General features: G+C 41.3%; 7 protein-coding genes and 1 pseudogene. 5 read left to right on the top strand and 3 right to left on the bottom strand.

What is annotated here, in order from left to right; translation table 11 throughout:
* Positions 1-1,878: YSIRK-type signal peptide-containing protein (locus tag OCT58_RS08860; RefSeq protein WP_267202505.1), on the bottom strand; the 1,878-nt coding region annotated here is incomplete at its 3' end.
* Positions 1,879-2,300: 422 nt separating this feature from the next.
* On the bottom strand, positions 2,301-3,185 hold the full coding sequence (locus OCT58_RS08855; protein ID WP_267202504.1) for an IS982 family transposase: 885 nt from the start codon (positions 3,183-3,185) through the stop codon (positions 2,301-2,303).
* A 233-nt stretch (positions 3,186-3,418) separates the two neighbouring features.
* On the opposite strand from OCT58_RS08855, the gene OCT58_RS08850 reads away from it, so the two are divergent.
* The 5 genes from OCT58_RS08850 to OCT58_RS08830 all read left to right on the top strand — a co-directional run bounded on the left by OCT58_RS08850 (position 3,419) and on the right by OCT58_RS08830 (position 8,019).
* Positions 3,419-4,132 carry a helix-turn-helix domain-containing protein gene (locus OCT58_RS08850; protein ID WP_267202503.1) on the top strand — a complete coding sequence of 238 codons (714 nt, stop codon included), beginning with the start codon at positions 3,419-3,421 and terminating at the stop codon, positions 4,130-4,132.
* Positions 4,133-4,228: 96 nt separating this feature from the next.
* Positions 4,229-4,981 carry an IS3 family transposase gene (locus OCT58_RS08845; RefSeq protein WP_267202502.1) on the top strand — a complete coding sequence of 251 codons (753 nt, stop codon included), beginning with the start codon at positions 4,229-4,231 and terminating at the stop codon, positions 4,979-4,981.
* 193 nt (positions 4,982-5,174) lie between these two features.
* Positions 5,175-6,617: a nicotinate phosphoribosyltransferase gene (locus tag OCT58_RS08840; protein WP_267202501.1), complete on the top strand. Its 1,443-nt coding sequence runs from the start codon at positions 5,175-5,177 to the stop codon at positions 6,615-6,617.
* Position 6,618: 1 nt separating this feature from the next.
* Complete coding sequence (locus OCT58_RS08835) at positions 6,619-7,167, top strand: cysteine hydrolase family protein (RefSeq protein WP_267202500.1); 549 nt, start codon at positions 6,619-6,621, stop codon at positions 7,165-7,167.
* A gap of 21 nt (positions 7,168-7,188) precedes the next feature.
* A complete protein-coding gene (locus tag OCT58_RS08830) occupies positions 7,189-8,019 on the top strand; it encodes an alpha/beta fold hydrolase (RefSeq protein WP_062813012.1) in 831 nt (276 codons plus the stop codon).
* A gap of 521 nt (positions 8,020-8,540) precedes the next feature.
* On the opposite strand, the pseudogene OCT58_RS08825 reads toward OCT58_RS08830, so the two are convergent.
* A pseudogene (locus OCT58_RS08825) lies at positions 8,541-8,822 on the bottom strand (Crp/Fnr family transcriptional regulator); the annotation flags it as partial.
* Between the last annotated feature and the right edge of the window lie 120 nt (positions 8,823-8,942).

The raw sequence follows: 8,942 nt of genomic DNA, 5'->3' as shown, positions 1-8,942 counted from the left end.
ATTGTTGTCATATACCGCGTCAGCTGGGAATGCCTTGGCCGTGTTTTCTTTATCCAAAACATAGCCTTGCTTTACCAGATCAGCCAACGTCTGGTCCGCTTGCGTCCGGTCTACCTTTTCACCAGTCTTGCCAGTCAGCTGAATCGTTTGGTCATTCAGTGGCTTGTGGTCTGTCTCGTCATAGAAGCTGATGGCAGCTTCTTGCGTGTCAGCTACATAAACAACATTAATGTCCTTACTCAGATCGCTGACGTAATCAGAAGGGTTAAACGTGTAGTTTGTCACCGTCTTGTCATTGATCGTTGGCGTAAAGCCGGCTACCTTTGGAATTGTAACATTACCGGCCTTGGTTGAGTCAGACTTATCATTTGGATATTGAGTCTTATCTTCAGCTGGGAAGGACTTGCTGTCAGAACTGATGACCAGATTGCCCAGCTTTTCATAGGTGTATTGAATGTTGATCGTCTGTGGAATGTAGATGCTGTGAATAGTAACTGATTTATAGACATCATAGTCAACTTTCTCTGATTGACCTGGGGCAAGATCAAACTCTTTTACTGTCCGCCAATTTCCCCAACCCCAACCCCAACTATGATAATAATGTTTCACAACAACATGCATCAAGCCGGTCTTGGTATCAGTTTCGGTAAAGGTGGCTTTAAGCCCATCATGCCAATCTTTAGTGTAGATTGCACCCTGCTTGCCAAATGGCGACATGAAGCCATGGGCATTTTTTGGCTCTTTGGCAAAATAGCCATTGATTACTTTGCCACCCTTTGTCGTATAGATTTGACCATCCAGACCTTTTTGAATGACAGGGTCACTGACCTCGATTGGTTTATCGACCTTGTTACCCTTGCTATCAAAATAAGTAACGTAAGTCGTCGTCTGCGTTTCTACTTGTGGGATCATGAAACTAATACTGCCATAGTCTCCATCATCCTCGCCCGCCTTAGGGTCAAAAACGTTGAACTTTGACTTCCAGGTACCATCAGAAGTAACAAAGACACCTGACTGACCATCATTGTAAACTGTGCCAAAATCTCCCTCGTCATCAGTAGCTACTTCTGTTGATTTATTTTTATCAACCGTGTACTTACCTAAAACATTATTATTGTTGCCCAGCAAGAAGACATAAACCTTGCCATCACCATTCCGATCAGTTGAAAGAACCAGGTTATACTCGCCATTCGAGCTTTGTGCCCACCAGTAGGTATAGTGACTGGCATCTGGATCTTTATACATTTCTGCCGGATAATTTGGGTCAGTAACCGTAAATCCGGCTGGCGCCTGTTGATTGGCAGCCTTTTGAACAGCTTGAGCACCCAAAATATTGGCTGCTTGGCTTTCATTAGCATTGGCATTAGCGGCTGACGTTGGCAACTGTACTGTTTCTACATCAGCAGCGCTTTGACTGTTGGCTTCACTAGCTGCCTGTGAGTCTTTGCTTACAGTAGCTGCGGCATCGCTGGCAACTGAGCTTGATGCCGACTGACTACTGCTTTCACTGGCATTGGCAGCCGAAGCTTGATTGTCTGAAGCCGCGCTGGCCGATGCTGGCAAATCAGAAACCGTCATGCTAGAAGCAGACTCGGTGCTTACCGGCGTAGCACTGCTTGTGGACACGGCTGCACTGCTATTAGATGTTGAAGTTGAGTCACTGGCAGCTGAAGTTGAGTTCTGTTGCACAACCTGTTCAGTTTTAGCCGATGCATTCGATTCAGTAGTTGCAGCCTGTGCTGTTGCACCACTGCCTAAATAAAAACCAGCCGCAACGGCAACCGAGACAACCCCAACGCTCAGTTTGCGCAGCGCAAACCGTTGAAAATGCTCATTAGATTTGCTTTCCCTTACATAATTATTGTTTTTCCCGACCATATTACTAAAACTCTCCCTTAAAATTTTTGCATTATGGAAAAATCAACATTCATTCAGCAACCAACAATTATTGGCATTTGCTTATTGGCATTTGCTGTTGCAACTTCTTTAAAGTTAATTGCAGCGAATCTTCCTTTTTTAAATAACTCCTCCTTTTTCCCGAAGTTCCCGTTACTTTCGAATGTCACTTTCGATTCCTTTATGAGAATTTTTAAATAAGTAAGATACTTTTTGAAAATGCTTACGTTATTTAAAAAATTAAAAAGGATCAAAACTTAAGAGTTACGAACCCCATTTTCTAGGCATGTATGCACATAAAGTAAAACCATATGAAACTCTTAGAAAATAAGCTTCACTTAGTCTAAACCTTATGTATCATACTGCTTTTGTACTTTCAAGCTTAATGTTTATTGATTAACAAGTCAATGCTTTCTTAAAATTTGTAACATTCCCATGACTTCTAAATTATGGGTCAGCATAATTGCCTCAATGTTCATTTGCAGACCACCCAGACTACGAGTAAGTGTATGCTCAATGCCCTGTCGCGTTAGATCAGCAAAGCAGCTCTCAATTCGGCGCCGAATTTTTTTGAGTTGCCGGCTGTTGTGTTGTTTGGCGAACCGCATATTGGAACGGTATGGCGTCCACAGCTGATAGCCCATTTGCGAAAAAATATGCTGGAGCTTTTTACCAACATAACCCACATCGGCAATGACAAAAGGACATGGACAATTCTCGATAACTTCTGGAGCAGCCTTAGCGTCATGAATTGAGGCTGGAGTAAGTTCATAGTTAAGAATCAGTCCTTGCGTATTCGTAACCACGTGTACCTTGAAGCCGTAATAATACTTTTGTTTGGTAGCGTTGTATCCAATATCCGCAAAGCATTGGAACAAAATCGCCCGAAACTTGCGGTGATCTTGACACAGCGGTAATGGGAAGCTGTCAATAATGGCAATATCACCATAACTGGACATCTCGATTAGGCCAGAGCGAATTGACTGGAAAATAGGAATCAGATTTTTACAGCGACGCATAAACCGAGAATACTCCAACATTGGCAGAGAAGGCATTACGTCACTGACCAACTGGCAGAATTTCCGCCAAGTTGCGACCTGGTACTGAACCTTCAAGCACATTAATGCCAGCAAAGCAGCATCAGACAGCTTGGAGTTTTCAATATTTCGACGCTCCAGGTATTTTCTGGATGCATAGCGCTTAAGCAAATGACTCATCATTAAGCGACAGCGACTGAATTTGATTTGAAAATCATGACGATAAAGCTTAAACTGAAAGTGGTTCAACATAGCTAAGACTCCTTTTTGTTTTTTGTCACTTATGAGTCTAACTATGTTGGGCTTTTTTTGTTAAATATTACGAACTAGCAATTCGCATATATAAGTATTTCAAATACCTGTTTGATCGACTCCCCAACCAGAAAAGGAGCGACATTGAGGCTTTTTTACCATGGGCTATAATGCCCTCTAAGTATACAGATGAAATAGAAAATTCGTCTGATACTTGGAGGGTGTTTTTAATTATGGGAAGACGAGCCAAATTTTCAGTTCAGCAAAAATTAATTATTATCAAGAAAGCTCAAACAGAATCTATTGAAAGATTAGCTCAGGAATATTGCGTCAACGCACACACCATCAGAAGATGGAAGAGAATGTACAAATACCAGGGAATGAGAGGACTTGAAAGTGCTCACCATAATAAAGTTTATTCCGTTGAGTTTAAGCGCAAATTAGTTGTGGAATTTGAGCATTCAACGGATACCTTAGAAAAATTTGCTTTAAAGCATGGTTTAAAATCCGATTGGCGATTATCACAATGGATTATCCAGTATAATGAATCAAAACTGAAGGCTTATACGCCGAGAAAGCGAGATTCAATTATGCCAGAACGCAAAACTACTTTTGAAGAACGATTATCGATTATTGAAGACTTAATCAAGCACGATGTTAATTACAGTTGGGCTGTAGATAAGTATCACGTGAGTTACCAACAAGTCTATGGCTGGTATCAGAAATATCGTAAGAGTGGTAATGACCCGCAATCACTTCGTGATCGGCGGGGTAAGGCTAAGCCCAAAGCCGAGTGGACAGAACTAGATAAATTAAGAGCGGAGAATCGGCTATTGAAGGCCGAAGTGAAACGGAATGAGATGGAGGTCGCTTTCGCAAAAAAATTAATAGAAATTCGCAATCGGGAGGCGAAAAGTTCTTCAAACAACAAGCCATCAAAGAACTAAATGAAGAGTACGGGTGGCCAATCAGCACTTTAAGCGAGATCGCAGGTATTACTCGAGATGCTTACTACAAGTGGATTCATCGAAAGGCCAATATCCATGATGATGAACAAGCAGAATTACTTAAAGCCATTTTGGAATTGGAAAAAAAAGCATAAGTGGACCTTGGGTTATTTAGGCATGACGACGCAACTAGCTTTTGAAAATAAATTAGATTTCAAGGCCGGCTTAAAGCGGGTTACTAACTGCATGCGAAATCACGGGATCAAGGCAAATATCCGCAAGAAGAAGCATAATCGGATTAAACGTCACGAGGAATACATCAATGACAACTTACTTAATGAGCAATTTGATCGTCAGAGTAAGAATGAGGTTTGGGTGACTGATACTACCGAAGTTGTGTATGGTAATGAGCAGGTAAGGAAGGCGCGCGTGCATGTAGTGATGGATCTATATGGTCGCTATGTTTTGAGCTACAACATTTCGGCTACTGAAACGGCCGCATCAGCGATCGAAGCCTTTAAGCGTGCCTTCAAAGTAGAACCAAACGCTCAGCCAATGATCCATACGGATCGTGGCGCAGCTTACTGCTCAATGGCTTTCAATGATTACTTAGCTGAGCAAAACTGCATCCATAGTATGTCTCACCCCGGTCATCCATGGGAGAATTCACCAATGGAGCGTTGGTGGAATGATTTCAAACTGGTTTGGTTAGCTAAACGGGTTCGTCCAAAAAGCATGGCAGAATTGGAACAATCTATCCAGCAGGCCATTAAATATTTCAATACCGAACGAGCTTATGCATCAAAAAACGGCTTGAGCGCAGAAAAGTTCCGCACTCAAGCCGCATAAATAATCTACCAAATAATTTTTCTATTTAAACTGTATACTTGACAGGCAATAGTGCCGTTTAAGCTAAATTGTTAATTTTATAAACTTGCATTTTCAAAAAGAGTATCTATACTAGAAGTAAATAAAAAGGCAAAGATACTTTTATTTTTACGATAATTAAAGTACTTTTTACTTAAAAGAAAGTGTGGGTAATATGGATTTACAAATGTTAACCGACCTTTATGAATTCTCAATGGCAAATGGCTATTACGCCATCCTGCCCCATGATCGTCAGGCCCGGTTCGACGTTTTCTACCGGCGGGTTCCTGATAACGGCAGCTTTGTTATTGCGGCCGGTCTCCAACAAGTAGTTGAACAAGTTGCTAACTGGCATTTTTCTAAGGAAAACATTGAATACCTGAAATTATTAAAAGAGTTCAGTCCTAATTTTCTGGACTACCTCAGCAAAATTAAAAACGGCTGCACTATTCAAGCGCTCCCTGAAGGTACTCCAGTATTCCCACGAGAACCAATTATCTCCATTAGTGGTCCATTAATTGAGGCCCAACTCTTAGAAACTTTCGTCCTCAACATTATTAACCACCAGTCACTAATTGCCACTAAGTCATGGCAGATTAACCATGCCGCGCAAGGACTGCCAATAATGGAATTTGGTGCCCGGCGTGCGCAAGGACCCGACGCGGCCACTTATGGTGCACGGGCAGCTGTGATTGGCGGTTGCACCAGTACCTCAAACTTGCAAGCAGCTAGTCAATTCCACATCCCCGCAGCGGGAACAATGGCCCACGCCTGGGTAGAAAGCTTCCCTGACGAACTCAGCGCCTTTCAAGCATGGGCAAAAGTTTATCCAAATAAAATTTCCCTACTGGTTGATACGTATGATGTCCTTAAATCAGGGGTTCCAAACGCTATTCGGGTCTTTAAGCAAGCTCGGGCCAATGGTCATGAACCAGTTGGCATTCGGATTGATTCCGGGGATATTTCTCAACTTGCCATTAAAGCACGCCAGATGCTTGATGAAGCGGGCTTCCTAAAGGCTAAGATCACTGTTTCTAATGCGCTTGATGCCCACGTTGTGAAATCACTGCTGGACGAGGGTGCACCAATTGATAACTTTGGGATTGGTGAACGCTTGATTACTAGTTCTTCTAGTCCGGTCTTAAGCGGCGTTTATAAATTAGCGGAAGAAAAAGTCAATGGTAAATGGATCCCAACGATTAAGGTTAGTGATAGCCGGGAAAAGGTTACTATTCCAGGTAACAAGCAGGTTTACCGAATCTACAGTAATGACCTGCCAAATAAGGCCATTGCCGATGTCATTGCCCTGGCTGATGAACCCATCACTGCACCGCTCAAGGTTGTTAACTCCAACCCTACCGCAACTAATGCCAGTCAAGTCTTAGCCAACTTTACTGCTAAGCCGCTATTAAAAACCTACTTAACAGCAGGCCAGCCAGTAAAGGTGGAAACGGATGTCTTTAAGATTCAACAAGCTTCCCGGCAATTGCTCGCTCAATTACCAGAAGCAAGTAAGCGGCTAGTCAACCCTGATCGCTACCCGGTTTACTTAACCGCTAAGTTAGCTGACCTTCAAGAACAATTGATTACCAAAGCCCAGTTTGCTGAGGAGAATTAAAATGGCAAAAGCATTATTAATTATTGACTACACAAATGACTTTGTCGCTGATAATGGATCCCTAACCGTCGGTAAACCAGCCCAGACGTTAGAGCAACCCATCATTAGTTTAGCTAACCAGTTTCTTAAAAATAAGGATTACGTGATTCTGCCGACTGATGGTCACTTGAAAGATGATCATTTTAATCCCGAACATCGCCTATACCCACCCCACAATATTATTGGGACTAAGGGACAAAAATTATATGGCAAGGTTGGTCAATGGTTCCAACAAAATCAGACTGATCCCCACGTCTATAAATTTAATAAAAACCGCTATTCCGCTTTCCAGAATACTAATCTAGACAATTATTTACGGGAACGGCGGATTAACGATGTCTGGATCTGTGGAGTATGTACCGATATCTGTGTATTACACACGGCAATTAGTGCATATAACCGTGATTATCAAATTGTCATCCCGCAAAAGGCAGTCGCTACTTTCTCCGAACTGGGAGCAAAGTGGGCAATGGGACACTTCAAGAATGTTCTTGGAACAACGATTCGTTAACGTAAAAGGAAGCATCTAACAATGAGTTTTTATGGCAACCAAACTGAAAGGATGGTTGAATCAGCCACTCCGGGTATTCATTTGCACACAATCACGAACTTAGCTGAAACTCCACAGGTAAATATAATTATCGTTCATGGGTTATCATCATATGCTAAAAGTTATGACCCCTTCGCTAGTTTTCTTGTTAAGCATGATTGCAACGTTTTTCGCTACGATCAGCCTGGTCATGGAAAGTCAGAGGGACCCCGGGGATATATGGATTCTTTAGCTGACCTGTATGAAAATTTACATGTAATGGTTAGAAGGACTAAAACGGCTTATCCAAACCTTCCCCTATTTGTCATTGGTCATAGCATGGGTGGCGAAACAGTCCTCTTATATGGCATAAAGTACCCGCAAACGGTTGATGGATTCGTGGTGGCTGATCCAGTTTCCATTGTTAAAGCACCAAATTCATGGAGTAAGGGTTTAACAGGCGACCCTAAGAAACAATTACCTAACGTGTTAAGTACAGGGCTTAACAGTGATCCACGAGTAGTTCATAGAATTCAAAATGATCCTGCTAATCTGCATCACTTGACAGTTGGAATTTTGCAGAATGAAATTAAGGGAGCTTACTTCCTTCGGGAACACTTAACTGGCTTTAAGGATCCACTATTGTTTTTACAAGGTCAAAAAGACGGTTTGATTGATTATCATGATTCATTAGAAGCTTACGCAATGATTGCTTCTAATGACAAAGAGCTTCACGTCTACTCTTCTCTAATGCACAATATTTTTGACGAGCCCCAACGAAAATGGGATATCTACTCAGAAGTCGTCCAGTGGATTAATCGTCATCGATATTGACACTGAGTTGCAGCTATTAAACCACTTTAAAATTATAAAAGAGACGCAACGAATGACACTTTCGTCACTGTTACGTCTCTTTTTCATATGGTTAATAATCCTAATGAACAATAGCCTTCTTTAACAGGTATCCACATTGCCCTGCACTAACCACTGTTAAGCCGCTAATAAGTCCCAGGTTGTTATCCCGCAAAACAAATGCAACAATGATTCCAGAAATTAAAGTCGCCCCTAATCACAATTAATTGCTGGTATTTAAACTTCCTGAAAAATTCCGTTATTCTTGATTCTTATCAATGCGGTTGATTGTTAATGGGTATTTCTTATCGAGTTTAGGAGTAACAAATTTAATAGTTAATCCCTTTTTCAACGGTCCCATTAGTATCCAAGCGCTAATCCATAACGTCCCCACTATCGATGACCAAATATCACTACCTTGAATTAGTGGAAACATGCATCCCCAAATTAACATAATGATATAACGTGTATATTATCAACTAAGCAATAATTGCCTAACTAAACTAATTTTCGAATAATTCAATTCGACGTAATTGACGTTTCAGTTGACCTTGCTTTTCTAATAAAGCAAATTTACGAGACAGGGTCTCAGGTGTTGTTCCAAGGTATAAGGCTAAGTCCTTCATTTTTAAGGGTAAGGTAAAATTATTTTTACCAATTTCATCTGTATATGTTTGTAAATACTTTAATAACCGGTCTTCAACCTTCGGCAAAGCCAACAAGTGAACTTGTTTTTGCATTTCCGAAACTTTAACAATATTTAGTTCCAATAATCGAATACTTAACTAAAACTTGAAAGCAGGAAAGGAGCTTAATCACTTGTTATATCAAGGAACTGGCTATTCAAATTAGTGAATTTTAGACTGCCTGGAGCTGTTTAGCAACGACTTGTGGTAAATGTTTGA

Origin of the sequence: Limosilactobacillus kribbianus, from assembly GCF_026413145.1 — a bacterium.
GTDB classification, from domain to species: Bacteria; Bacillota; Bacilli; order Lactobacillales; family Lactobacillaceae; genus Limosilactobacillus; species Limosilactobacillus kribbianus.
The sequence above is the reverse complement of the archived record's forward strand: the minus strand, read 5'-3'. Positions and strand labels throughout refer to the sequence as shown.

Bases quoted from the DNA above. Each gene is read 5' to 3' on its own strand.
- OCT58_RS08850 (WP_267202503.1), top strand. From the start codon at position 3,419: ATGGGAAGACGAGCCAAATTTTCAGTTCAGCAAAAATTAATTATTATC.
- OCT58_RS08830 (WP_062813012.1), top strand. From the start codon at position 7,189: ATGAGTTTTTATGGCAACCAAACTGAAAGGATGGTTGAATCAGCCACT.
- OCT58_RS08855 (WP_267202504.1), bottom strand. From the start codon at position 3,185: ATGTTGAACCACTTTCAGTTTAAGCTTTATCGTCATGATTTTCAAATC.
- OCT58_RS08845 (WP_267202502.1), top strand. From the start codon at position 4,229: ATGATGATGAACAAGCAGAATTACTTAAAGCCATTTTGGAATTGGAAA.
- OCT58_RS08840 (WP_267202501.1), top strand. From the start codon at position 5,175: ATGGATTTACAAATGTTAACCGACCTTTATGAATTCTCAATGGCAAAT.
- OCT58_RS08835 (WP_267202500.1), top strand. From the start codon at position 6,619: ATGGCAAAAGCATTATTAATTATTGACTACACAAATGACTTTGTCGCT.